Genomic DNA, 23,604 nt, shown 5'->3' with positions numbered 1-23,604 from the left:
TATCCGCATCAATCATCAGATCTGCACCGCTGACAATGGCCGTGCACAGAACCGGCGCTGAAATATTTTTTTTCTTCTTTGAATAATTTACTGACCGCAAGGCATATTACAAATTATTAGAAACATTACAACAAAAAAGAAGTCAACCACCAGGTTCCCGGTCGCCGTCGAGAACGGCGAGGATCTGGCGGGCGACATTTTCACTGATGCCTTTGACGCGCAGCAAGTCTTCCACCGACGCCTGCCGGATTTTTCCGAGATCGCCAAAATAGACGAGCAGCGCCTTTTTGCGTGCGGGGCCGATGCCGGGAATTTTATCCAGCAGCGATTGCAATTCGCCTTTCTGCCTGAGCTTTCTGTGATAGGTGATGGCAAAGCGGTGCGCCTCGTCGCGAATCCGCTGGAGCAGAAAAAGGGCGGCCGGCCAGCGGGAGAGATAGATTGGGTCCTTACGTCCCGGAAGAAAGACGCGATCCTCGCTTTTTCCAGGAGATTCATTGCGGCGGGCGGCGGCAAAAACGCGACCTTGTCCCTGCTTATTGCTCTCTCCCGCTTTCGCGCTTTCCACGGGCAAATCTGCGGCGGACTTCCCGGTCCTGTTTGTGTGCCGAAAGATGCCGGAAGGCGCTTCGTCGCGTTCCTTGGCCAGGCCGATCAGCTCCACCCCCCCGATTTGCAGATCCTTCAACACCGCAACGGCAACGCCTAACTGTCCCTTTCCGCCATCCACGACTATCAGCTCGGGCAGCCGCTCCTTTTTTTGATAACGGCGGCTGAGCACTTCGTACATCATCGCGAAGTCATCGGCGCCCGATACGGTGCGAATCCGGAAACGACGGTAGTTTTTCTTGTCCGGCACTCCGTCGGCAAAGGCGACCAGCGAACCGACGGCATATTGCCCGCTGATGTTGGAAATGTCGAAGCATTCAATATGCCTTGGTATTTTTAAAAGTGCTAATTTCTCGGCAAGGAGCCGCAGCGCCTCTTCGGAATTATGAACATTAAGCTCCGCTTTATCGTCGGCCAGCCGCGCTGTTTTCAAAGCGCTTTCGGCATTCTTGGCGGCGATTCCGAGCAGGGCCAGCGCCTCTCCCCGCTGCGGGCAAAGAACCGCCACCCCTCTCCCCTTCTTTTCAGAGAGCCATTCGGACAGCACATCCCCGTCTTCGAGCGCCACAGGCAGCATTATCTCGTCGGGGATTTCAACCGCACCGTCGTAGTACTGCGTAAGCAATGAAGAAACTATCTCGCCGGTCTCGGCGCGCAGGCGTATAACCGGGAAGGTCTTTCTGCCGGTCATCCGTCCTTCGCGAACAAAGAGCAGGACAACCTGCGTCAGATTATCCTCCCGACAGAGCCCAAATACATCCCGGTTGCGACCCGCCATGGAGACCATTCGCTGTTTTTCGAGGGTCTCATTGAGCGCCGCGATGCGATCCCGCAGAACTGCCGCTTTCTCGAAATGCAGCCCCTCCGCCAGATCGTTCATCCGGGTGCGCAGCTCGCCCATGAGGGATTTCGCCCGGCCTTCAAGAAAAGCCATGCCGTCTTTCACCAGGCGATGGTATTCCTCGCGCTCGATCAGGCCCACACAGGGGGCGCTGCAGCGGCCGATCTCGTATTCGAGGCAGGGACGCCGACGCATCTTCAGCTCCCGGTCCCGACAGCTCCTGAGAGGCAGAATTGACTGCAAAAATTGGATCGTCTCCCGCGCGGCGCCGCCGGAGGGATAGGGGCCAAAATAACGGGCGCCGTCTTTTTTGGAGCGGCGCACTAATTGAAAGCGGGGGAACGCTTCGGTGGGATAAATCCGGATATTGTAATACGATTTGTCGTCGCGAAGATTGACGTTGTAGCGAGGGCGATGCTCCTTGATTACATTATTCTCAAGGATGAGGGCCTCTTTTTCCGTCTGGGTGAGGATGAATTCGATATCCCTGATCCGGGATACCAGAAACGGGATCATCGCCCGCGCGTCGGTTTGCGAGAAGTAGGCGCGGATCCGCATCCTCAGATCCCGGGCCTTCCCGACATATATTACCGCCCCCTTCTCATCCTTCATGAGATAGACGCCCGGCGAACGGGGGGCATTTTTTACCTTTATCTCCAGAGCGGCAGCTGACGGCATATCGTCACGTCGACTTTCAGGCACCCTTTTTTGCGCCCAGTTTTTTCTGCAGCAGGTCGCCAAGTGAGCCTAAGGCCCCGGAGTCCTTGACCAGATACTTTCGGAAATCATCCGGTTCCTCCTTTTTGTAGTCTCCCGCGCTTTCGGCAACCTCGTCGGCCGGGACAAGGGATATCCGCTTGGCTTCCCGATCAATTTTTTCTACCCTGACTTCCAGGGCCTGCCCTTCTTTCAATACCTCGGAAGGATGGGATATCCGCTTGCCGCGCCCAATCCGGGAAATATGCACGAGGCCGTCCACCCCGGGCGAAAGCGTTACGAATGCCCCGAACTTGGTAAGTCGCGCCACCGTCCCGGTCGTGGTCATCCCAATCGGGAAGTCCCGCTCCGCCTGCTCCCACGGATCGGGCAGGATCGACTTGAGACTGAGGGAAATCCTGTCGTTTTCCCAATCCATCTTCAGTACCGACGCCTCGATCTGCTGGCCAACGACCAGCTTTTCGGCTATGTCGTCAACATGCCCCCAGGCAATCTCGGAGATGGGGAGCAGCGCCTGCACGCCGCCGATATCGACAAAGGCGCCGTATTTCTGCAACGAAACCACCGTTCCGTTGACCAGCGCCCCCTCGCGGAGCGACTCCTTCAGGAGGTCCTTGTTTTTTGCCCGCTCCTCTTCGAGCAGCGCCCGGCGGGAAACAATGATGTTCCGACCGTTTTCGGCATATTCGATGATTCGGAAACTCAAACGCTGGCCGACAAGATCGGCAGGCGTGTCAACGCGGAAAAGCCCAGTCTGGGAAAAGGGACAAAAGGCGCGGACGTCACCGGCAATGCGGACATCAAAGCCGCCCTTGACCTCTTTTTCGACCAAGCCCTCCACGGGCATGCCGCTTTGCGCCGCGTCTTCGAGAAAGGCCCGCCCCGCATCGCCCTTGCCTATCTTGGTCGAAAAGAGCTTCTCGTTATTTTTGGAGTAGAGAAAGTAGGCCCGGACGGTAGCCCCTTCCTTGATCGCGACATTCCCGTCGGCGTCAAGGAATTCCTTGATGTCCAGATAGCCCTCGTTTTTCCCGCCGATGTCGATAAAAACCCATTCCGGGGTAATTTTTACCACCACCGCGTCCACGCGCTCCCCGGGGGCAAAACGCCCCTGGATGGCGCCGCTTTCATTGAAAAGCTCGGCAAAACTCTTCTCCCCGCCTACGTCTTCGGTATCCATATTATCATTCTGCTCTATTTCCGCCATTATCCTCTCCTCGCCCTCAAAAAGTCCGGGCATATTGCCCCGTTCGCAACGTCCTTGTCAATGTAAATTTCAAACAGGTAAATTTCAAACATTGTCAAGTTTTGCCGGATCGGCTGCTCTGTACCATAAGGTTGGGCAGTTGCAATTCTTCCTCTGGATCACAGGCTCAACAAATGGCCACCTCGCCCCTCGTGATGCCGGACAAGTTTTAGTGCCTCGTTTAGACGAATCAATAGAGGCAATTGCAAAACTCCCCATTCTTGTCATTCCCGCAACGATTCTGAGCGGGAATCTGGTTCTAACTGCTTGAAAAAACCATATTCCCGATAGAGACATTCGGGAATGACCAATGGTTTTGCAATTGGCTCAATAGAAAAACAAATCGCACAACTTGTGGAAAAGTCGCTTTCCCGGAGGATAGGATCAGTTCGCGCAGTTTTTTGATGCCCTCGGGCGCGGCAAAGGCGGTATCAAAGTGCTTTTCCAGTAATTGCATGGCAGAGGAAGGCTTATTCATGGCGATCAGCCACCACCTTCCAGTGACCGCTTTTGTTAGAGCCGATGCGCGTGAGCAGGCCTTTCGTTTTCAATGCCGCTATATTTTTATCGATGGCTGTGGTGCTGATGCCGATTTTTTCCGCCATCGCCCTTTTGGAAATACGCGGATTCTCGGCAATGAGTTCAAGCATCAGGCGCTGGCTTTCCGCCAACCCATCTGCCAACCTTGCTACCAACCCATCTACCAACGTTTTCCCCGACGCCTTCTCAGGTATAACAGCTTGTTGACTTGTGTTTTTCACCCTGGAAACGGGTATTGTGTAATGGAAGACCACCCGCAGGAGGCTCTTGCGAATCTCAAAGGCCTCTCTTCCATAAGTTTTCAGGATACGAGGGATACCCGAACCCAACTGCTCGACAATCTCCAGATCTCGGGAAACCCGCATGATCTCTTTGTTTCGTGGCACGGAAAACCCGCTGAAAAAATCTTCCGAATCCACGCCATAGGGCAGACCACCCATAGAGGTTATTTCCAGCCTGTCCGAAAAGAATTCAAACTTGGGTGCACCGCCGTAGGAGTAATCGTTATGGACAACGGCATTCACCACCGCCTCGCGCATGGCCGTCGAATCGATCATCTCTTGTTCTTTTCGCAGGGGATACCCGATCTTCGTGAAGATGGTGTTTTCCACCGCCATGCGATCCAGAATGCCTTTCAAGGCCTTGACGAGAGAACATTTGCCGAAATCCCGATTTTCGATCAGATTGACGCGCGTCGTGTCGGCGTACTTTGCGACCTGCATCAGTTCCTGTTTCAAGGCGGTTTGCGCGGCTGCAAGTTGCCTGGCGATCTCCAGATACTCCTGCATCAGCACTTCCGGATAGCGGTGATTCACGACCACCTCGTGGGGATTTTTGCAGTCCAGGTTATAGTTGCGTGCGGCAATTTCCTTGGCCGGCAGCTTCCAGGCATGTCCCCGTGAAAAACCTCGCTCTCCTATAAGCAATGGGGTCTCGATAATCATCACAAAGTGCAATCACGCATGGTTATATACCCGCAATTTCTACTGATGGTTAAATATGGCGCATTTTAACTATCACTATTCCCGGATGAATACCACTATGAAACGTAAGGCATATCGAAAAATATTCAGGGAAATGAGTCGGCATCTATATGAATACCATCTTTGATACAGCAGCTTGCTTGACAGATAATGTCTGTGCCAGTTGTTCCTGGCTTAAATGCCGGGCATGTCGCAATTCCTGCAAAGGCATTGCATTAAGTAGGGCCTTTGTCTTCTCAGCCGCTTTTACTTGTGCCGCCGGTTTCATTTTCTGCCTCAGCGTAGAGTACGGTTTGCTCATAGTCCGTACTTTTTCATTTTTTTGTAGAGCTGCGTCCGGTGGATGCCCAGCACAGCGGCAGCAGCGGTCTTGTTGCCCCCCGCTGCCTTCAAGGCCCGGATTACAGCGTCCTTTCCGGCAGTGCCGATGGCGGTATCGAGGGAAGAGGCGGCGGCTCTGGCGACACTCCTTCCCCCGCGCATGGACAGGGGAAGATCGTAAGGCATGATGATGTCCCGCTCCAGTTGGCAGCTCACGTGACTCAGAACGTTAATCAGCTCCCGGACATTGCCGGGCCAGTCATATTCGAGGAATATCGCCGCCGCATCCGGATGGATCTTTGTCTCCCGGAAGGGAAGCTCTTCGGCCATCCGTTCGAGAACGTCTTCGGCGATTGCGATAATGTCTTCCCTGCGTTCCCGGAGCGGCGGGATATTCAGACGAATGACGTTCAGACGGTAATAGAGGTCTTTGCGAAATCTCCCGGCGGCTACCATTTCCTCCAGAGGCTGGTTGCTGGCAGCGATGAGACGAAAATCAAGTTTTATCGGAGTTGTCCCGCCAATGCGCTCCAATTCCTTTTCCTCCAGCACCCGCAGGATTTTCGGCTGCATTTCCAGGGGCAGATCGCCGATTTCGTCAAGAAAAACTGTTCCTTTGCCAGCCAACTCGAACTTGCCGTGCTTCCCCGAGGCGCTGGCGCCGGTGAAGGCCCCTTTTTCGTATCCGAAGAGTTCAGACTCGAACAATTCCCGGGGGATCGAGGCGCAATTTATTCGAATAAACGGATGAAGTCTGCGGGGACTTGCATTGTGAATCGCCTGCGAGAACATCTCTTTCCCGGTACCCGACTCCCCGCTGATCAGGACCGGGAAACTTGTCTCTGCCGCCCGCAGCGCCTCTTTTTTCAGCCCGGCGATAACCGGGTTAGTGCCGAGAATGCTGTCAAAGGTGTAGCGCTCCGCCCTCAGACTGAGCAATTCTTCTTCATAAAGTTTCAATTTTGACTGGAGGAAATCCAGTTCTCTGGCGAGTTTGCCGACATCGCTTGCATGTTTGAACATGACCTGCCCAAAGGTCGCGACAACCTTGCCATCCTGTTTGATCGGGATGCGCTGAACCACCATTGTTTGTCCATTGATAGAATGGGGCTCGTTTATCTCCGCTATCCCCGTTTTGGCCACGATATGCATCCGGGTATTCTCGATAACCTCGGTTATGTGTCGGCCGATCTGGGCGGCCGGATCAACGCCCAGAAACCTGCCGTAGGGACTATTGAAGTAGATAATGTAGCCCTCGGCATCCGTAACAACGACGCCGTTGTGAATATTGTCCATTATCAGCTCCAGAAACCTGATTTGCTCCAGCGGGGTGCGGCCGTTTTGCCTTGACGAGACAGCTTTGCTGGAATCATCAAGCTCCGCTTTGTGGACATCAAGCTGCGCTTTGTGAACATTAAGCTTTGCTTTGTGGACATCAAGCTCCGCTTTGTGGACATTAAGCTTCGCTTTCATGGCAAGAACCTTTCATTTTTCCAAAATTGCAGAGACGCTTTTGTTGTTAAGTCTGCGGGAAGCTGTAGCCAATCAACTACGGTATTGATACTACACCATGTAGCCAAATGGAAACAAGCAAAAAAATGAAACTTTTGTTTATTTGTAACTTACCAAGATAATAAGCATATATTATGAAGGCGCCGCTTCGCACCGCTGGCATGCATCTTGCTTTTCTATAGACGGCAACAATCTGCTGCCGATTATTCTAAGGACTTTAAAAAAGCAGTTCCACCAGGAAGACGACCCCCAAAAGTGTCGGCTTATATATATTTCTAAGATCATTAGGAGATCATGTCATGGATGCTTACATTACCGAACCGGAAATACGGAAGGAAGATGTTCTAAAAATTGACGACGGCAACTTCAGTCTGCAGAACGTCTGCATCGTAACCGGTGCCGGCAGCGGGATCGGCAGGGCGACGGCCGTCGCCGCCTCGGTGAACAACCTTATCACCGTCGGCCTCGATGTCGATGAGGCGGCCGGACAGAAGACCCAGTCGCTCGCCCGCCAGCTCGGCGGCCAGATGATCTTCATCAGGACGGATCTGACCAGTGACGGCGATATGGACCGAGCCGTCCAGGAAGCGGCAAAGCTCGGCAATATCCGGTACCTCGCCAATATCGCCGGCATCCAGCATATCGACTCCATCGAAAATTTCCCGATGGCCAAATACGATCTGATGCTGGCGATCATGCTGCGTGCCCCTTTCTATCTCTCCAAGCTGGTCACTCCTTATTTCCACAACAATCCGGGCGGAAAGGGCGTCATCGGCAACATGAGTTCCGTGCATGGCCACATCTGCACTCTTAATAAACCGGTTTACAACATCACGAAATTCGGACTGCGGGCGCTGGCGCAATCCATCGCCGCGGAGGGCGAGGGCAAAATCCGCGCCTTCACGGTCAGCACCGGTTATGTAAAGACGCAACTCGCCCTGAACCAGATCCAGGCGCAGGCCGAACAAAGGCACATCACCGCTGAGGAGGTAGTGCGTGATGTCATGATGGGAAAATCGCGAGTAAAAGAGATGATGTCGCCCGCGGAGGTCGGGAACCTTTTCATTCTTGGCTTTTCCCGCTTTGCGTCTTATCTCAACGGCGGCGATCTGCTCTTTGACGGCGGGATGGTGCTGACCTACTGAACGGCGATATGCTGTAATTTTGGGGTTGCGTTTTCCGGGGAAATTTTTTGCACAAGAGCCGTTCGCAGCCAAGTGCGAACGGTTTTCAAAACTCCAGCAGCCAACAAGACCCCTCTTTCAAGAAATTGGTCATCACGATCATTCGGAGGTGTGACATGAGTGATTCCAGAATCTTTCAAATGCCGTCCACAGTCCATTTCGGCAATGGCGCCGCCGCACAGGCCGGGCCCGAGGCTGCCCGTCTGGGGGCGAAAAAGGCGCTGCTCGTCACCGACGAAATCCTGCTGCAGACAGGCGCGGTAAAGCCGGTAACAGACTCTCTGGGGGCAGCCCGATAGATATGGCAAAGGACGTCATCGCCAGCGGCAGCCCCGGCAACAACCCGCGCATAGCCACGCCCGGGGAGATAGTCTCCCTCTATTACAAGACGCTCCAAAGCTGCTGATCCTGCCCGAATCTTGAAACGAAATGAATCGGCAGCCGCCAAACGGCGTTGCTGAAAAACAAGGAGAACCGTATTTTACAGGAGAAAAGATACGTACGAGGAAGTTTATCGGAGTTTTCGCCGGCAGATTTCGGAGCAGTAATCGTGCTGTTAGAATTCCATGGCGGAGCCGGGAGACTTGAAGAAGAAAACCGTAACTGAACGACTAAAAAAAGGAGGAGGAGAAAGAGATGAAAAGCAGAATATTCGGTTTTATTTTTGTCTTGATGTTGATGGGTTCCTTGATTTTTGGGGGTTACGCGCAAGCGGCGGAGAAAGTGCGCTGGACCATGCAGACAACCTGGGCCAAAGGGTGGCTGCTTCATGAAATGGCGGAAGATTTTGCCAAACGTGTCAGTGACATGAGCGGCGGCAATTTTGTTATCAAAGTGCTGCCCGCAGGAGCTGTCGTCGGAGCCATGGAGAATATGGAGGCGACCTCCAAAGGCACCCTGGATGGCTGGCACAGCTGGACCGGTTATTGGCAGGGCAAGCATCCGTCGGCAAATTTCTTTGCATCCATTCCCATGCATCTGGAACCGACCATGTACGTAACCTGGATGTATTCCGGCGGGGGCAAGGAACTCCTCCAGGAAATGTATGATGAAATGGGCATGAACGTCATCGTCATTCCCGGCGGCTTAACTCACCCGGAATTGTTGGCTATGTCCAACAAGCCCCTGAAGAATGTCAAAGATTTTAAAGGCCTGAAATACAGAACCCCGGGCTGGTGGGCGGAAATTCTTAAATCAATGGGTGTTTCCGTCATGATGGTGCCCGGTGTAGATCTGTATCCCTCGCTGCAAAAGGGCATTCTGGATGCCCTGGAATTTTCCACCCCGATCGTGAACAAACAGCAGGGTTTTCATGAAGTAACCAAATATGTCGCCGGCCCCGGCATGCATCAGCCGACCTGCTATTTTGAGCTGGGTTTCAATAAAACAAAATATAATGCGTTGTCCCCTGAATACAAAGCCATCATTCAGTCGGCCGCGATGGCCATGACGATCCAGAAGTGGTCCGAAGATATCACCAAGGGTGTAGAAACGCTGGCATTCTACAAAAGCAAAGGCTTGACCTTGACCCGTGTTGAGGACGCCGACCAGAGAGAGTTCCGGAAAAAAGCCTGGAAATTTATTGATGACGAGGTGAAGAAGATCAACAGACCCCATACCACCAAAACATGGGCTTCCGTAAATAAAATGTGGAAGGACTTTTCGGAATACGAGCATTTCATGGTGCCTGTTCGGAAGTAAAGTTCCTTTATGCCTATCCTCTTGCGTTGCCCGGTCGGAGCTTTGCTTCCGGCCGGGCGCGTGGCCAAAAAGGCCAATGTCCTATTTTGAGGAACGAGAAATTTGGAGTGTCATTATGAAAACCGTTATTGGATTCATAAAGATTGTCGATGTCATCAATGAGAAAATCGCCAAGCTTGCATCGTATTGCCTTATTTTGTTGATTCTCTCGCTCGTCTATGAAGTCTTTGCGCGCTATGCATTCAACTCTCCGACTGTATGGAGCAGCGATGCGACATATTTTCTCTGCAGTATCGCCTTGATCTTCGCCATGGCCTATACCTGGCAGACGGGCGGACATGTCAGCGTGGACATGATTCTGGTAAAGTTCCCGGTCAAGGTGCAGGCTTTCTTGAATGTATTTTTTATGCTGACGCTGTTCTTTTTGTGCTGGGTCATGATTGTCTGGGCAATGGTGCCGAATGTCATAGAATCCTGGAGGATTCTGGAAAGATCCTCTATCGGCTATTTTCCCCCGATCCATCCTTACAAGACCTGGATACTCATCGGCACTCTCCTGTTGGTTTTCCAGGGGGTCAATGTCTTCATCAAGGAGATTTACCGGCTGATTAAGGGAAAGGAGCTGAAAGTCTCATGAGTTTAGAAATGATCACTGTTCTGATGTTAGCCCTTTTGATCGGAGTGATCCTGATGGGATTCCCGATCGGTTTTTCACTGGCCGGCGTCGCGACGATTTTCGGCATTATTTTTGTGGGGCCCCAGATCAGCAATGTTTTTATGATGCGAATTCATGTCGCCCTTTCCGACAATACGCTGATTGCCGTTCCTCTGTTTATTTATATGGGAATCGTCATCGAAAAATCGGGAATCGCGACAAGGCTCTTTGATGCCATGTATGTTATGCTGGGAGGATTGAGGGGCGGGCTCGCAATGTCAACAGTTGCTGCTTCCACGATCTTTGCCGCAGCGACAGGAGTTGTCGGGGCAACCGTAACCACGATGGGCATAATGGCGATGCCGGCGATGATGAAATATAAATACAACAAACCGTTGGCCTGCGGCTCCGTCTGCGCGGGCGGTGCCCTGGGCATCTTGATTCCGCCAAGTATCCTGATCCTGGTCTATGCGCCCACCGCGAATGTTTCCGTCGGCGCTTTGTTGATCGGCTGTTTTCTACCGGGCGTGATTCTGTCGGCTTTGTATCTTCTTTACATCGGTATTGTCTGTTTTATTAAGCCCGAAATGGGACCGGCCATCCATGAAGACCTCCGGGTGTCGTTACCGAAAAAGCTGCAGATGCTCGCCACTTCGGTAGCGCCCGTGTGTATACTCATTCTGGCGGTTTTAGGCACGATCTTTTTTGGGGTGGCCGCGCCGACGGAAGCAGCCGCGTTTGGAGCCTTTGCGGCGGTCATTATGGCCGCCGCTTACAAAGCGTTGAGCTGGAAGGTTATTAAAGACGCAGCGCTCGCCACCGCGAAATCATCCGCCATGGTTTACCTGGTCGTGATCGGGGCCTCGTTTTTTACGAGCGTCTTCATGCGGCTGGGCTGCGGCGATATCGTTGAGGAGATGGTTCTGGCGCTGCCCTTCGGCAAATGGGGCATTCTGATCGCGATGTGGGTCATTATCGTTATTATGGGATGTTTTCTGGACTGGATCGGCATCGTGATGATTGCCGTGCCGCTCTTTTCGCCCATCGCAGTCAAGCTCGGCTTTGATCCTGTCTGGTTTGCTTTGATGAATATCGTCGTGCTGCAGACATCGTTTTTGACGCCTCCCTTTGCCTATACGATTTTCTATCTTAAGGGGGTTGCGCCGCCTGAGATAACACTGAATCATATTTATCAGGGCGTCGTGCCGTTTATCCTGCTGATACTCGTGGCAGTGACCCTGTTTGCCATTTTTCCCGACATTCTGATGTGGGCCCCGCGGGCAGCAACACTTGCCGGTTGAGATAAAAGGAGTAAAGAGAATATGATTCCAAAGATACAAGCGGTTCTTTCGGAATCCATGTCGTCCAGGGCGATCCCGCAACGGAAATTCTGAACATGTCGGATGAACTCGACTGCGACACAATCATCATGGGGTCGCACGGTAAAGGAGCGATCGGCCATGCTTTCCTCGGAAACGTTTCCGAAAAGGTTCTCCGCCGGATACGCAAGCCGGTTTATATCATTCCACTGCCGAAGGGAGAAACCGACATTAGCTTGGGAGAAATTTAGCCGATTTCAAAGGGATGATCATGAAGGGGAAAGTGACCTGCGGGAACCGGTGATCCGGAAGAAGGATGTGTTGATTCCGGAGGATCGTTACTTCAAGTCCGCGAACGTCTGCATCAGTCAACTGCTCTGGGTAGCTCGGGGAATATTCATCCTTATTTAAAGAGCCCCACTCCCTTTCGGAGCGAGGCTCTTTAATTCCCATAGTAATTCCAGCAATCAGCGCGAGATCAACCGCGCAAAAACTTGTCTATGTCCGCCGCCGCCCGTTTGCCGGCGCCCATGGCACTGATGACCGTGGCGGCGCCGGTAACCACGTCGCCGCCCGCCCAGACTCCCGCCTTCACCGTCTTGCCTGTGGACTCATCCGCCACGACAGTGCCGTGCTTGGTCGTCTCCAGTCCAGCCGTGGTCTGTGCGATCAGCGGGTTGGGGGTGGTGCCCAGGGCCACTATCGCCACGTCAACGTCAATCTTGAACTCGCTTCCTTCCTTAACCATCGGACGCCGTCTGCCGCTTGCGTCCGGCTCGCCGAGCTCCATCTGATAGCACTCCATCGCCGCCAGGTTGTTGCTTTCATCGCCGATAAACTGCTTGGGGTTGGTGAGAAAACGGAAATCAATGCCCTCTTCCTGGGCATTTTCCACCTCTTCATGCCGCGCCGGCAGCTCCACCTCGGAACGCCGGTAGATAACATAGACCTTCTCGGCGCCGAGCCTCAGGGCGCAACGGGCGCTGTCCATTGCCACGTTGCCGCCGCCAATAACGGCAACCCGTTTCCCGATTCTCACCGGGGTATCATACTCGGGGAACCGGTACGCCTTCATGAGGTTAACCCTGGTCAGAAATTCGTTAGCCGAATAGATGCCGTTCAGGTTCTCGCCGGGACAATTCAGAAATATCGGCAGTCCTGCGCCGGTGCCCAGAAAAACAGCGGAATAGCCATTTTGCAAGAGCTCATCAACCGTGTTGAGTTTGCCGACAATGGAGTTTAGCTTGATCTCAACCCCCAGTGATTTCACATAGTCAACCTCACCCTGAACTATTGCCTTGGGCAGCCTGAACTCGGGAATGCCATACATCAGCACGCCGCCCGCGACATGCAGGGCTTCCAAGATTACGACCTCATGCCCAATTTTGGTTAAATCTGCCGCCGCCGTGAGACTGGCCGGGCCGGATCCGACCACGGCCACTTTCTTGCCGGTAGCCGTCGCCAGTTCTACCTTGCGCTCAGCCGGCGCGATATTCTCCCTCTCCCAGTCGGCCACATATCGTTCCAGCCGCCCGATGGCGACAGGCGCTCCCTTTTTCCCCAGGGTGCATACTGCTTCACACTGCACCTCCTGGGGACATACCCGACCGCAGATTCCGGGCAGGGCATTTTTGCCTTTAAGCGCCCGGACCGCCTCCGGCATGTTGTCCTCGGTAACAGCCTTGATAAACTCGGGGATATCGACCATAACGGGACATCCCTCCATACAGGGGCGCTTGGCGCACTGAATGCAGCGGCCAGCTTCCTCTTTTGCCATCTCTTTGGTATATCCTAGGGCAACTTCGTTGAAATTTTTACCCCGCTCGATTGCATCCTGCCGGGGCATTTCCATCCGATTCAAATTCAGTTTGGCCATAATGCTCCCTCTATCTCCTCTCAGCTTATTTCTGTTCGCCGCACTGACAGCGCCACTGCTCCAGAGACTGTTTCTCCTCTGCCGTGTAAGTGCGCTGGCGCGCCGCCAGCAAATTCCAATCCACCTGGTGCCCGTCAAAATCGGGACCTTCCACACAGGCAAATTTGGTAACGCCGCCCACTGCCACCCGACAACAGCCGCACATGCCGGTGCCGTCAACCATTATCGGATTCAGGCTGACAATAGTTTTAACGCCGAAAGGTTTGCTCGTCGCCGCGCAAAACTTCATCATGATGCTGGGGCCAATGGCGATTATCCGGTCAATCTTCTCGGCGCCTTCCAGAAGTTCCTTCAGCGGTTCCGTCACCAGAGCCTTGCGGCCATAGGACCCGTCATCGGTAGTCACTATCATTTTGTCGCTGGCATCCCTTAGCCTGTCTTCCCAAAAAAGCAGGTTCTTGCTCCGGGCGCCCATGATCGTGATTACTTTATTGCCGGACTGCTTCAAGGCGCGGGCAATCGGCACAACCGGCGCCACGCCTACCCCGCCCGCCACGCAGAGCACTGTACCGAATTTCTCGACATGAGTGGGCACGCCCAGAGGACCAACAAAATCGGCAATATAATCGCCGGCCTTCATTCTTGCCAGGCGATGGGTAGTGGTGCCAACTTCCATAAAGATGATGGTAACCGTACCCTCTTTAGCGTCCCAGTCAGCAAAAGTGAGTGGAATCCGCTCGCCCGTTTCATCAAGCCGGACGACTACAAATTGTCCGGCTTGCGCCTTTTTCGCTACTTCCGGCGCCTCAACCTTAAAAAGATGGATGCTGGGCACCAGTTGCTCAATGTGTAAAATCTTATACAAGCGTTCTTCCCTCCTCAGTTTTTCTGGATTCCCGCGGCGGCCACATCAACCTTCTGACAGCGCACTGCACAAAACGCTTCGCTTCACCGCAGGTGCATTCTTGCTCAAAACCAAGTCCCATTTCCCTGAAATTTCCGACGCATTTCCCGACCGTGAGCTATTTCGTGCAGGCAGGCCCATAGCTCCCTGAAGTTACTTTTTCAGCCTTCTCTACCCTGCTTCCACCCACAATGTCCTCACCTCCTTCGCGGCGGGAGTTTATGGCGGCAGTTTATGCTTGTCAAGGAATATTTACGTCTGAACAGTCAATCGAGAGCTCCCCGCCCTTCTGCCTCCGGTTGTTGCGAAACATCCAGTACGGAAACGATAACGCCTTTTTCCGTCACTATTTTCTGCGCGGGGATGTCATAAGCATCGGCATTGACCGCAGGAACGATCTGGCAGGAAAAAACCATGCCGATCCTTGCGGCGCGGGGAACCTTGGGCAAAAAACGGTCATAGTAGCCGCCGCCATAACCGACCCTCCGGCCCTGTCGATCGAAGGCCACCGCGGGAATGAGAACCACGTCGATCTCCTCGGGCGGCACGACAAGCGAGCAGGCCGCTTTTGGCTCCCGGATTCCGTAATGACCTGTTTCGAGGTCGCTGAAATCATTTATGACACAAGGCGCCATCTCTCTGGTTTCCGGGCAGCAGAGCGGTGCAACAATCCTTTTCCCCTTTTCCCACCCCCAGGAGATCAGATCATCGGTCTGAACCTCGCTGCCAAAGTTCAGAAAAACCATGATGGTGGCAGCCTGGCGAAAATCTTGCATCTCCGTCAGCCTGCTTGTTATAATCGCACTCTTAACCGCCCTTTCCTCGGGCGGCAGTGCGTTTCTGATTTTAAGAATCCTTTTGCGCAGCTCTTTTTTATCGGCAATTTCGTCCATTTTCCCAATCCTGTCCCTTAAAGCTCACCGCCCTTCAACCGCGAAAAGCGGGGCGTCAACAATTATTCCGGCCATACCTCGCCGCCTGCCTGTGAACATTAATCTGCGATTTATGACCATTAATCTGCGATTTGTGAACATTAGAGCCAATTGCAAAACCATTTGTCATTCCCGAAAGCGCAGCTTAATGTCCATAATGTCTCTATCGGGAATATGGTTTTTTTCAAGCAGTTAGAACCAGATTATGAACATTAAACTTCGTTTTCCCGCTCAGAATCGTTGCGGGAATGACAAGAATGGGGAGTTTTGCAATTGCCTCATTAATCTACGATTTCCAGCATCAGCTTCGTCAAGTCGCGAATCTGGTCGCGCAGAGCCGCCGCCTTCTCGAATTCCAGCTCTTTTGCCGCAGCTTTCATCTCCTCCTTCAGCTTGCGAATCACAACGGAAATCTCCTTTTCCGACCCATAGGCCGCCGCCTCTTCCGAAACGGTCTCCACCGTAACATAATCCGACTCGTAAACGGAACCAAGAATGCGACGGATGTCCGTCTTGATGCTTTCCGGGGTAATCCCGTGTTCCCGGTTGAATCTTTCCTGGATAATCCGCCGTCGCTTCGTTTCGTCAAGACATTTGCGGATCGAATTGGTTATCACCTCGGCATACATGATCACCACGCCGGCGACGTTCCGGGCCGCCCGTCCACTTGTCTGCATCAGCGAACGCTCCGACCGGAGGAACCCCTCCTTGTCCGCATCGAGAATCGCCACCAGCGAAACCTCCGGGATGTCTAACCCCTCTCTGAGCAGGTTCACCCCGACCAGGCAGTCGAATTCGCCGGTCCGCAGATCCCGGATGATCTCCACCCGCTCCAGCGTGTGGATGTCGGAGTGGAGGTACTTCACCCGCACGCCGAGCCCCTCGTAATATGACGTCAGATTCTCCGCCATCCGCTTGGTCAGCGTCGTGACCAGCACCCTTTCCCCCCGTTCAGCGCGAGTACGGATCTCGGCAAGCAGATCGTCCACCTGTCCTGTGACCGGCCGGATGATGATCTCCGGGTCCATGAGACCGGTCGGCCGGATAATCTGCTCGACAACTCGCCCCTCTGACTTATCGAGTTCATATACGGCCGGCGTTGCCGAAACGTAAATCCGCTGGTTGGCGAAGGTCTCGAATTCCTCGAAGCGCAGCGGCCGGTTGTCAAGAGCAGAGGGCAGGCGAAACCCGTAATTGACCAGCGTTTCCTTCCTCGCCCGGTCGCCCCGGTACATCCCGACAAGTTGCGGCAGCGTCGCGTGGCTTTCGTCGATAAAAATGAGCGCGTCTTGCGGCAGGTACTCCATCAGGGTCGGCGGGGGCTGGCCGGGTTTGCGTCCCGTCAGATGGCGGGAGTAGTTTTCGATGCCGGAGCAGTAGCCCATCTCCTCCATCATTTCAATATCGAAGGAGGTGCGCTGCTCGATGCGCTGCGCCTCGAGAAATTTTTCCTGCGTCTTCAATTCCGGAAGACGCACCCCCAGCTCCTCACGAATCGCCACTATCGCCCGCTTCAGGTTATCCTTCGTTGTCACATAATGGCTGCCGGGATAAACGGCAATCCTGCGCAATCTTTCCAGTTTTTTGCCCCGCAACGGATCGACGAGCGCCAGCGTCTCAACCGTGTCGCCGAAAAACTCGACGCGGATCGCCTTGTCCTCCTCGTATGGCGGAAAAATCTCGACGCTGTCTCCCCGGACCCGGAAGGTTCCCCGGTGGAAGTCGATATCGTTGCGTTCATACTGGATCTCGACAAGCCTGGCCAACAGCTCGTCCCGCACGATCTCCATCCCCTCTGCGATCATTAAAAGCATCCCCTGGTACGCCTCGGGGGACCCGATGCCGTAGATGCACGAGACGCTGGCGACAATAATGACATCCCGCCGCTCCAGCAGAATGTGCGTCGCCGCATGCCGAAGCTTGTCGATCTCGTCGTTGATCGCCGAGTCCTTCTCGATGTAGGTGTCCGTGCTGGGGATGTAGGCCTCCGGCTGGTAGTAATCGTAATAACTGACGAAATAGCCGACGGCGTTTTCCGGGAAGAGCGACTTGAACTCGCCGTAGAGCTGGGCGGCCAGGGTCTTGTTATGGGCGATAACCAGGGCGGGGCGATTAACAGCGGCGATCACATTGGCCATCGTGAACGTCTTCCCGGAACCGGTGACTCCGAGCAGAACCTGGTGCGGGGCGCCCCTCTCCAAACCGGCAACCAGTCCCGCAATTGCCTGCGGCTGATCCCCCTGCGGCTTGAATTCGCTGACAAGCTTAAAGCTCTCCATACCTCCTCCACGGCAGCGCATCCTGTCATAATTTATGCGGGACCGCAATGAAAAGGGCTCGAACTGGCACTTGTCTGCCGAATAAATTGGCCTTCCCTCGCCACATACCGCTTGATTTTTTGAGTCATTATGAATATGATGCCTTCAAGTAATTTTGACAGAGGCTTTTTTCTGCCTTGGTTCCAACAACTCAAAGGAGTCGCTATGAAAGACCGGCTATTTGTCACCGTTATCCTCCTGCTCTTGTTATTTTTTTCTCAAGTATTTCCCCTTCCCCTGCATGCGGATTTTCTCGGTGATGCGCTCAACAAGGGATTGCCCAAACTGCAGGGAATCATCGATCTGCCGCAGGGTTCCGCAGCGGCCCGAGGACTCGACGATTCAACGATTGCCTCCGGACTCAAGGAAGCCCTCTCCCTGGGTACGAAAAATGCCGTCGGCCTTGTTTCTCAACTCAACGGATATATGGGAAACGATGCCATCAAGATTCTCCTGCCCGACAAGATACAGCGGACAGCGGAACTCCTGAGTAAGCTCGGCTATCAGAGGCAGGTGGACGAGTTCATTCAAAGCATGAACCGCGCCGCCGAGCAGGCTGCCCCCAACGCGGCATCCCCTTTCGCCGCGGCGATTCGGGAAATGAGCATCGAGGATGCCCGAAAGATTCTGGCCGGCAATAACAGGGCGGCCACCGATTACTTTCAATCCAAAACGACCGCCCAGCTTTACGAAGCTTTCAAACCGGCCATCGCGGCAAGCATGAATCAGGTGGGGGCAACCCGCGCCTATCAGGCAATGCTCGGCCGGCTCCCGGCACTCTCCCTCGTGAAACCGGACTCCGTCGATCTCGACCACTATGTGACCAACAAGGCGCTGAATGGCCTGTTTCAGATGATCGCCGAGGAAGAAACCAAAATACGAACCAATCCCGTTGCCCGAACCACCGATCTCTTGAAGAAGGTTTTTGCCAGGTAGAAACGTAACGCCCCCTTCACCCCCGGAGAAAGGGGCGGCCTGAAAAGCTGGCCGTTTGCGGAGAAAGTGGAGATGCGCATGACCAAGTGGAAGAAAATAACGCTGGTCGCCATCGGGGCCTTGGCCGCTTTGCTAATCTTCATGGCCGCCGCCCTGCCGGTTTTAATCAAGAACAAGGCCGTCGAGCTCCTGCGGGAGGCGACCGGACGCAACGTGCGGATAGAAAAGGTCTCCCTGAACCCCTTGACCCTCGCTGCCGCTGTACGAGGTTTTGCCGTTGAAGAAAAGGGCGGCGGCCCCTTCCTCTCCATCGGCGCCCTTCGCATCTCGATCAGCCCGACCTCCATTTACCGGCGCGCCCTGGTGCTTTCCGAGGTATTTATTGAATCCCCATCGCTCCGGATCATTCGTACAGGCGCTAACAGCTTCAATTTTTCGGAAATCATTGAGCGCCAGAAAAAAGAGGAAAAACCGAAATCAGCCGGAGTTTTTCCCTTCGTTCTGAATCGCTTCCAACTGACGGGCGGATCACTGGTTCTGGATGACCGCATCGTCGCGGGCGGTAGGAAGCACAGCATCAACAACCTGGAGATTGCCCTCCCCTGGCTCAGCAGCATTCCGGCTGAGGCGGACAGGGAGGCTGTCCCGCGCATCTCCGCTCTCGTCAACGGCGCACCCCTTGTCGTCACCGCCAAGGTCAAACCCTTCAGCAAGAACCTGGAAAGTTCCGTCCACATCGACCTTCAGCAGTTCAGCCTGCCGGAGCTTCTGGCCTATGTCCCCCAGGCGCCGCCGATCGAACTGGCCTCGGGCAAACTTACCATCGCTGCGGATATCCTTTACCGGCAAGCCGCCGACCGCAAACCGGAACTCAGCGTCAAAGGCCTCGCCCGCCTTGACGCCCTTGATCTTAACCTGAAAAATGGGCCGCCGCTGCTCAAACTCCCCTCGCTGGAGGTCAAATCGTCCCGTCTTGAGCCCTTTGCCGGTCGGTTTGACGTCGAGGCGATCACGCTTGCCGGAATGGAGCTGTTCGTAAGCCGCGACCGGCGGGGTGAATGGATGTTCGCCCGTCTGCTCAACCCCGAGCCGGAAAAATCGGCAACCGTGTCGGCAGGGAAACAATCGCTAAAAGACCGGGTCCCGCCGCCGCCCGTTTCCGCCAAGGCGCCTTTAGTTGTTCCAACGCGGACGGTCACGGGCAGCGACGGCAAGGCTCAATCGCCCTCCTTTTTCATCGCTTCACTGGCGCTCCAAAATGGCCGTATCCATTTCCGTGACGAGCTTCCCCGGGGCGGATTCAAGGCCTCCGTGGAAGAGCTCGCACTGGCCCTGAAAAACATTGGCAATCGCCCTGAACAAATCGGCCAGTACGACCTCTCGCTGCGGGTGGACCGGGAAATTCGTCTAGCCTCCCAGGGAAGTTTCACCATCGTCGAGCCGGCAGCGAAGGCCTCCGTCCAGTTGACCGGACTCCCACTGCAAAAAGGGTGGCCCTATCTGGCCAGTTATCTGACGGCGCCGCTTAAAGGGGTGGTTGACCTGTCCGGCGAGGTCGCCTTTAGCGGCAAAAACGGGCTGACAGCCGAAAAGGGCAGTCTCACCGTCAAGGATTTCTCCGCAAGATACGGAAAGGGCGAAGGGATAGACATGGCGCATCTGGCTGTGACTGGCGCAAGTTTCAGCCAGAAGACCAACCGTCTGGCGATCGACCAGCTTAGGCTCTCCCGGGGAAATGTCTCCCTCTCCCTCGAGGCCGACGGGCAGCTCTCCCCCCAATCGCTGCTGTCTTCGCAGGCGCAGAACCAGCCGGCAGGAACGACTGTCACGGCGACTGCAAGACCGGCAGCTCCGCCAAAACAGACAGCAGCAAAACCCCTCGAATATCAAATAAAACGCATCGAACTCGACCACTTCAATATCGCCGTTACCGACAAGACCAAGCTGAAAAAACCTCGTTTCACGCTCGCCAAAACAACGCTTTCTCTATCAGACCTGAGCGGCCCCACGCCGAAGCCAGCCCAATTCCGTTTTGCTTCGCTCTTCGGGAAGGAAACACCCATCCAGGCAGGAGGCGCGCTCACCCCGTCTCCCTTTAGCTACCGCGGAGATCTGCGGATCGGCCGCCTGCCGCTTCGCGATTTCGAGGCCTATTACCCCGGGAACCTGAACTTCCTGATCATAGGCGGCCTGCTGGATGCGGCCCTGAATCTGGACATCGCACTAAAAGACGGGGCGGCGACGGGGAGCTTCAAGGGAAAAGCCAGTCTCGGCTCCTTTCACATGGTCGATGCCGTCGAAGAGGAAGATTTGCTGAAGTGGAAGCGGTTGCAACTCGACGGGATCTCCGGGGACATCAAGCCCCTTCGTCTGGAAATCGGCGAGGTTTCCCTCAATGAGGTCTATTCGCGCATCATCATCCGCAAAGACGGAACCCTCAATTTGCAGAACCTGACCCGGAAAGAGGAAAAAGCGGAGGGAGCGGATAAACCAGGTCCAAACCCCGCAACGGCAACTGAAACTCGGAAGGCCTCTCCTTCGACTGCGCCCGCTTCCCCCGCCGAAGCCGGCCCCAAGGCGCCGCCGGCCGTCCGCATCGGCAATGTCACGATCCTGGACGGCACCATTGCGTTTACCGACAAGCACCTCTCCAACGATTTCGAAACGACCTTTTACAACCTGGGCGGGCGGATCAGCGGCCTTTCGTCCGAGGCCTCGCTTTTGGCCGACGTTGACCTGCGCGGCAATCTGGAAAACCGCTCCCCGATGAAGATCACCGGCAAAATAAACCCCCTGCGGGAGGATCTCTTCGTTGACCTCAAGCTCTCGTTCACGGACATCGACCTTTCGCCGATGAGTCTCTACGCCGAAACCTATCTGGGATATATCCTCAAACAGGGAAAGCTCTTTCTCGACCTTAAGTACCATATCGAGAACAAAAAACTTCTCTCCGAAAACAAAATTATGGTCGATCAGTTCACCTTTGGCGACCCGGTAAAAAGCGACAAGGCCACGAGACTGCCCGTCAAGCTCGGGATAGCCCTTCTGAAGGACCGGCACGGAGAGATCCACCTGGATGTCCCGGTCATGGGACAGATCGATGATCCCCAATTCAATATCTGGGGCATCGTCTTCCAGGTCATCAAAAATCTGCTTGTGAAGGCCGTTACCGCCCCCTTCTCGCTGCTCTCCTCCCTCTTCGGCGGGGGCAGCGATCTCAGCGTGGTCGTATTCTCGCCCGGATCCCCCTTCCTGCAACCGGCAGGGGAGCAGAAGCTCGCATCGCTGGCCAAAGGACTTGGCGAACGCCCGGGGCTCAAAATGTCGCTTTCGGCATACGTGGATCAGGAGAAGGACGTCGAAGGCTATCGGAACGAGCTGCTCAAACGCAAGATAAAGCGGGAAAATATCCTGGCACTGGCCCGGGACAGGCAGAACACGGCGACAGAAGGCGCAGAGGCGCCGCCGCTTTCCCCGGAGGAGTACTCGCTCTACCTGAGGGCGGTTTATGCAAAGGAAAAGTTCCCCAAACCGCGCAATGCCCTTGGCCAGGAGATCAAGTTGCCGGATGCGGAAATGGTCAAGCTGATCCTCGCCAATACCAAAGTCGAAAAAGATGAATTGGAAAATTTGGCGCGTGAACGGGCAGAGGCCGTGATGCGCTTTTTGATCCAGCAGGGCAAGATTCCGGCTGAACGCATCTTTCAGAAGAAAGACGACATCTTCAAGCCTCCCGAAAAAAACGACACGCCCCAAGGCCGGGTGGAACTCCATGCGATAACGCCTTGACACACGAAAGCTTTTTTACTATAGCCACACAATCTGAATAAATCATTGACTTTTTTTGGGCTTTACGCGGCAAGCGGGCGGCGGTGTTTTTGCCGTTGCAGGATGCTGCATGAGAGCATAAATCCAACAATAACAAAAGCATTGGCCAAGGAGAAAAAAATAATGAAAATCGCTCACTCGCTTTATGAATCCTCGGAAATCCTTCTTCTCCAACTGGTCGATGCCTGCCCCGATGCCATTATCGGCGTCAACAACAAAGGAATCGTCATCATCTTCAACCCGGCAGCCGCGTCCATGACCAGCCATGCCGTTGAAGACGTCCTCGGCAAACTGCATATAACCGGATTATACGGGGATATCAAAATTGCCAAGGCGGTAAAAACGGCCATTTACTCGAAAAAGTTCGGGGGAAAAAACCGCCTGATTGGATATGAAACCGAAATACTCAACAGCGCAGGAAAACACATACCGATCAGGCTTTCCGCTGCCCTGCTTGTTGAGAACGGCAAGGAAGTGGGCAGCGTCGGTTTTTTTCACGATCTGACCAGCAAGAGAAAACTCGAAGAAAAGTTGAGAACCCTTTCCATTACCGACGGGCTGACCGGCCTTTACAATCAGCGCCATTTTTACGCATCCTTGTCCTTTGAGTTGTCAAGGGCCATACGCCACAAGCGTGATTTGAGCGTTATCGGCTTTGACCTCGACAACTTCAAACAATGCAACGACAATTTTGGTCATCTTGAAGGGGACAACGTCCTGCGCCTGGTTGGGGATATCCTCCATGCAACTACGAGACAGGCTGATCTTTCCTTCCGGTATGGTGGAGACGAGTTTTTTGTCCTGCTGCCGGAAACGAACTGTGAACAGGCCTTGACAGTGGCTCAGAAGATACGCAGTTCCTTCAACGAACGCTGGCCCTTTGATTTCAAGGAGGAAAATGCAGGAAAATTTCGCGTTACCTTGAGCATGGGGGCGATTCAGCGCACAGACGAAACAGACCCGCTTGAATTAATTCATAAAGTTGATATACTGCTCTACGCAGCAAAAAAATCAGGAGGGAACAGTGTTTTGGCTCATCCGAAAAAAATAATGACTTCCGGATAAGAGTCCAGAATTTCCTTGACAAAAAAGCACCCGCTTATTAGCGTCCCAAGCTAACCTTCCGGGCGACATCCCCTGACGAAAAGGGGATGATCTTAATCTCTTTACCCGGATAGGCGC

19 protein-coding genes are annotated in these 23,604 nt (G+C 54.2%); 9 read left to right on the top strand and 10 right to left on the bottom strand.

Annotated elements, in window-relative coordinates:
• Positions 1–142: 142 nt before the first annotated feature.
• The 6 genes from uvrC to K0B01_02400 form a co-directional block, all read right to left on the bottom strand.
• Entirely contained in the window at positions 143–2,152 is a 2,010-nt protein-coding gene (gene uvrC, locus K0B01_02425; protein MBW6484995.1) for an excinuclease ABC subunit UvrC, read from the bottom strand.
• Positions 2,145–3,374, bottom strand: a complete 1,230-nt coding sequence (gene rpsA, locus K0B01_02420) for a 30S ribosomal protein S1 (protein ID MBW6484994.1) — start codon at positions 3,372–3,374, stop codon at positions 2,145–2,147. Before rpsA ends, uvrC begins: the two co-directional genes overlap by 8 nt.
• A gap of 298 nt (positions 3,375–3,672) precedes the next feature.
• Positions 3,673–3,891 carry a hypothetical protein gene (locus K0B01_02415; GenBank protein ID MBW6484993.1) on the bottom strand — a complete coding sequence of 73 codons (219 nt, stop codon included), beginning with the start codon at positions 3,889–3,891 and terminating at the stop codon, positions 3,673–3,675.
• Positions 3,884–4,879, bottom strand: a complete 996-nt coding sequence (locus K0B01_02410; protein MBW6484992.1) for a winged helix-turn-helix transcriptional regulator — start codon at positions 4,877–4,879, stop codon at positions 3,884–3,886. The genes K0B01_02415 and K0B01_02410 overlap by 8 nt, the downstream gene beginning before the upstream one ends.
• 163 nt (positions 4,880–5,042) lie before the next feature.
• Positions 5,043–5,204 carry a helix-turn-helix domain-containing protein gene (locus K0B01_02405; protein ID MBW6484991.1) on the bottom strand — a complete coding sequence of 54 codons (162 nt, stop codon included), beginning with the start codon at positions 5,202–5,204 and terminating at the stop codon, positions 5,043–5,045.
• Between the two features lie 29 nt (positions 5,205–5,233).
• Entirely contained in the window at positions 5,234–6,730 is a 1,497-nt protein-coding gene (locus K0B01_02400) for a sigma 54-interacting transcriptional regulator (protein ID MBW6484990.1), read from the bottom strand.
• A gap of 338 nt (positions 6,731–7,068) precedes the next feature.
• On the opposite strand from K0B01_02400, the gene K0B01_02395 reads away from it, so the two are divergent.
• The 6 genes from K0B01_02395 (at position 7,069) to K0B01_02370 (ending at position 11,879) form a co-directional block, all read left to right on the top strand.
• The gene (locus K0B01_02395; protein MBW6484989.1) at positions 7,069–7,914 is read left to right on the top strand and encodes an SDR family oxidoreductase; all 846 of its coding nucleotides are present in this window, start codon (positions 7,069–7,071) and stop codon (positions 7,912–7,914) included.
• Between the two features lie 155 nt (positions 7,915–8,069).
• On the top strand, positions 8,070–8,252 hold the full coding sequence (locus K0B01_02390) for an iron-containing alcohol dehydrogenase (GenBank protein MBW6484988.1): 183 nt from the start codon (positions 8,070–8,072) through the stop codon (positions 8,250–8,252).
• A gap of 337 nt (positions 8,253–8,589) precedes the next feature.
• Positions 8,590–9,654 (top strand): TRAP transporter substrate-binding protein DctP, encoded by a 1,065-nt coding sequence (gene dctP / locus K0B01_02385; GenBank protein MBW6484987.1) that lies wholly within the window; start codon positions 8,590–8,592, stop codon positions 9,652–9,654.
• Positions 9,655–9,769: 115 nt separating this feature from the next.
• Entirely contained in the window at positions 9,770–10,291 is a 522-nt protein-coding gene (locus K0B01_02380; GenBank protein ID MBW6484986.1) for a TRAP transporter small permease subunit, read from the top strand.
• Positions 10,288–11,610, top strand: a complete 1,323-nt coding sequence (locus K0B01_02375; protein MBW6484985.1) for a TRAP transporter large permease subunit — start codon at positions 10,288–10,290, stop codon at positions 11,608–11,610. Before K0B01_02380 ends, K0B01_02375 begins: the two co-directional genes overlap by 4 nt.
• Positions 11,611–11,705: 95 nt before the next feature.
• Positions 11,706–11,879, top strand: coding sequence for a universal stress protein (locus tag K0B01_02370; GenBank protein MBW6484984.1), 174 nt, complete (start codon positions 11,706–11,708; stop codon positions 11,877–11,879).
• Between the two features lie 227 nt (positions 11,880–12,106).
• Here K0B01_02370 and gltA read toward each other — a convergent pair whose 3' ends face one another.
• The 4 genes from gltA to uvrB form a co-directional block, all read right to left on the bottom strand.
• Positions 12,107–13,504, bottom strand: a complete 1,398-nt coding sequence (gene gltA / locus K0B01_02365; GenBank protein MBW6484983.1) for an NADPH-dependent glutamate synthase — start codon at positions 13,502–13,504, stop codon at positions 12,107–12,109.
• A 25-nt stretch (positions 13,505–13,529) separates the two neighbouring features.
• Positions 13,530–14,369, bottom strand: a complete 840-nt coding sequence (locus tag K0B01_02360; GenBank protein MBW6484982.1) for a sulfide/dihydroorotate dehydrogenase-like FAD/NAD-binding protein — start codon at positions 14,367–14,369, stop codon at positions 13,530–13,532.
• 305 nt (positions 14,370–14,674) lie between these two features.
• Complete coding sequence (locus K0B01_02355) at positions 14,675–15,301, bottom strand: 5-formyltetrahydrofolate cyclo-ligase (protein MBW6484981.1); 627 nt, start codon at positions 15,299–15,301, stop codon at positions 14,675–14,677.
• 320 nt (positions 15,302–15,621) lie between these two features.
• Positions 15,622–17,619: an excinuclease ABC subunit UvrB gene (gene uvrB, locus K0B01_02350; protein MBW6484980.1), complete on the bottom strand. Its 1,998-nt coding sequence runs from the start codon at positions 17,617–17,619 to the stop codon at positions 15,622–15,624.
• A gap of 204 nt (positions 17,620–17,823) precedes the next feature.
• On the opposite strand from uvrB, the gene K0B01_02345 reads away from it, so the two are divergent.
• From K0B01_02345 to K0B01_02335, 3 genes are all read left to right on the top strand, one after another.
• Complete coding sequence (locus K0B01_02345) at positions 17,824–18,594, top strand: DUF4197 domain-containing protein (GenBank protein MBW6484979.1); 771 nt, start codon at positions 17,824–17,826, stop codon at positions 18,592–18,594.
• 78 nt (positions 18,595–18,672) lie between these two features.
• Positions 18,673–22,383, top strand: a complete 3,711-nt coding sequence (locus K0B01_02340) for a DUF748 domain-containing protein (protein MBW6484978.1) — start codon at positions 18,673–18,675, stop codon at positions 22,381–22,383.
• Between the two features lie 162 nt (positions 22,384–22,545).
• A complete protein-coding gene (locus K0B01_02335; protein ID MBW6484977.1) occupies positions 22,546–23,487 on the top strand; it encodes a sensor domain-containing diguanylate cyclase in 942 nt (313 codons plus the stop codon).
• The last annotated feature ends 117 nt before the right edge of the window (positions 23,488–23,604 follow it).

This window comes from Syntrophobacterales bacterium, from assembly GCA_019429105.1.
Classification (GTDB): Bacteria; Desulfobacterota; Syntrophia; order Syntrophales; family UBA5619; genus DYTH01.
Note: the sequence above shows the minus strand (reverse complement) of the source record. Positions and strands in the feature narration are given on the sequence as shown.

Bases quoted from the DNA above. Each gene is read 5' to 3' on its own strand.
- K0B01_02400 (MBW6484990.1), bottom strand. From the start codon at position 6,730: ATGAAAGCGAAGCTTAATGTCCACAAAGCGGAGCTTGATGTCCACAAA.
- K0B01_02395 (MBW6484989.1), top strand. From the start codon at position 7,069: ATGGATGCTTACATTACCGAACCGGAAATACGGAAGGAAGATGTTCTA.
- K0B01_02345 (MBW6484979.1), top strand. From the start codon at position 17,824: ATGAAAGACCGGCTATTTGTCACCGTTATCCTCCTGCTCTTGTTATTT.
- K0B01_02405 (MBW6484991.1), bottom strand. From the start codon at position 5,204: ATGAAACCGGCGGCACAAGTAAAAGCGGCTGAGAAGACAAAGGCCCTA.
- K0B01_02390 (MBW6484988.1), top strand. From the start codon at position 8,070: ATGAGTGATTCCAGAATCTTTCAAATGCCGTCCACAGTCCATTTCGGC.
- gltA (MBW6484983.1), bottom strand. From the start codon at position 13,504: ATGGCCAAACTGAATTTGAATCGGATGGAAATGCCCCGGCAGGATGCA.
- K0B01_02370 (MBW6484984.1), top strand. From the start codon at position 11,706: ATGTCGGATGAACTCGACTGCGACACAATCATCATGGGGTCGCACGGT.
- K0B01_02415 (MBW6484993.1), bottom strand. From the start codon at position 3,891: ATGAATAAGCCTTCCTCTGCCATGCAATTACTGGAAAAGCACTTTGAT.
- K0B01_02375 (MBW6484985.1), top strand. From the start codon at position 10,288: ATGAGTTTAGAAATGATCACTGTTCTGATGTTAGCCCTTTTGATCGGA.
- K0B01_02355 (MBW6484981.1), bottom strand. From the start codon at position 15,301: ATGGACGAAATTGCCGATAAAAAAGAGCTGCGCAAAAGGATTCTTAAA.
- K0B01_02340 (MBW6484978.1), top strand. From the start codon at position 18,673: ATGACCAAGTGGAAGAAAATAACGCTGGTCGCCATCGGGGCCTTGGCC.
- uvrB (MBW6484980.1), bottom strand. From the start codon at position 17,619: ATGGAGAGCTTTAAGCTTGTCAGCGAATTCAAGCCGCAGGGGGATCAG.
- K0B01_02335 (MBW6484977.1), top strand. From the start codon at position 22,546: ATGAAAATCGCTCACTCGCTTTATGAATCCTCGGAAATCCTTCTTCTC.
- dctP (MBW6484987.1), top strand. From the start codon at position 8,590: ATGAAAAGCAGAATATTCGGTTTTATTTTTGTCTTGATGTTGATGGGT.
- K0B01_02380 (MBW6484986.1), top strand. From the start codon at position 9,770: ATGAAAACCGTTATTGGATTCATAAAGATTGTCGATGTCATCAATGAG.
- rpsA (MBW6484994.1), bottom strand. From the start codon at position 3,374: ATGGCGGAAATAGAGCAGAATGATAATATGGATACCGAAGACGTAGGC.